We start from the raw sequence: 243 nt of genomic DNA on the forward strand, positions 1-243 counted from the left end.
GAAGTCGCCCCGGCCCGCGCGGAAAAACAGCGTATCCGCGGGTAGCGGGCCGGTCACGTCCAGGCCGCGCTCCTGCAACACTTTCACTGCCGGAACGATCTTCTCTTCTTCCTCGCCGTAACCGAACAGGCCGTTTTCGCCCGCGTGTGGATTGATGCCGCACACACCGATACGCGGCTTTGCAATGCCGGCCTTGACCAGTGTCGCGTTGCCGCGCTCGATCGTGCGTTGCACGAGGCCCGG

1 protein-coding gene is annotated in these 243 nt (G+C 65.0%); it reads right to left on the minus strand.

What is annotated here, in order from left to right:
* Positions 1–243 (minus strand): 4-hydroxythreonine-4-phosphate dehydrogenase PdxA (locus SB772_RS44795; protein ID WP_410839124.1); only part of this gene is annotated, 243 nt, incomplete at both ends.

The organism is Paraburkholderia sp. SIMBA_030 (assembly GCF_046535245.1).
Lineage (GTDB): Bacteria > Pseudomonadota > Gammaproteobacteria > Burkholderiales > Burkholderiaceae > Paraburkholderia.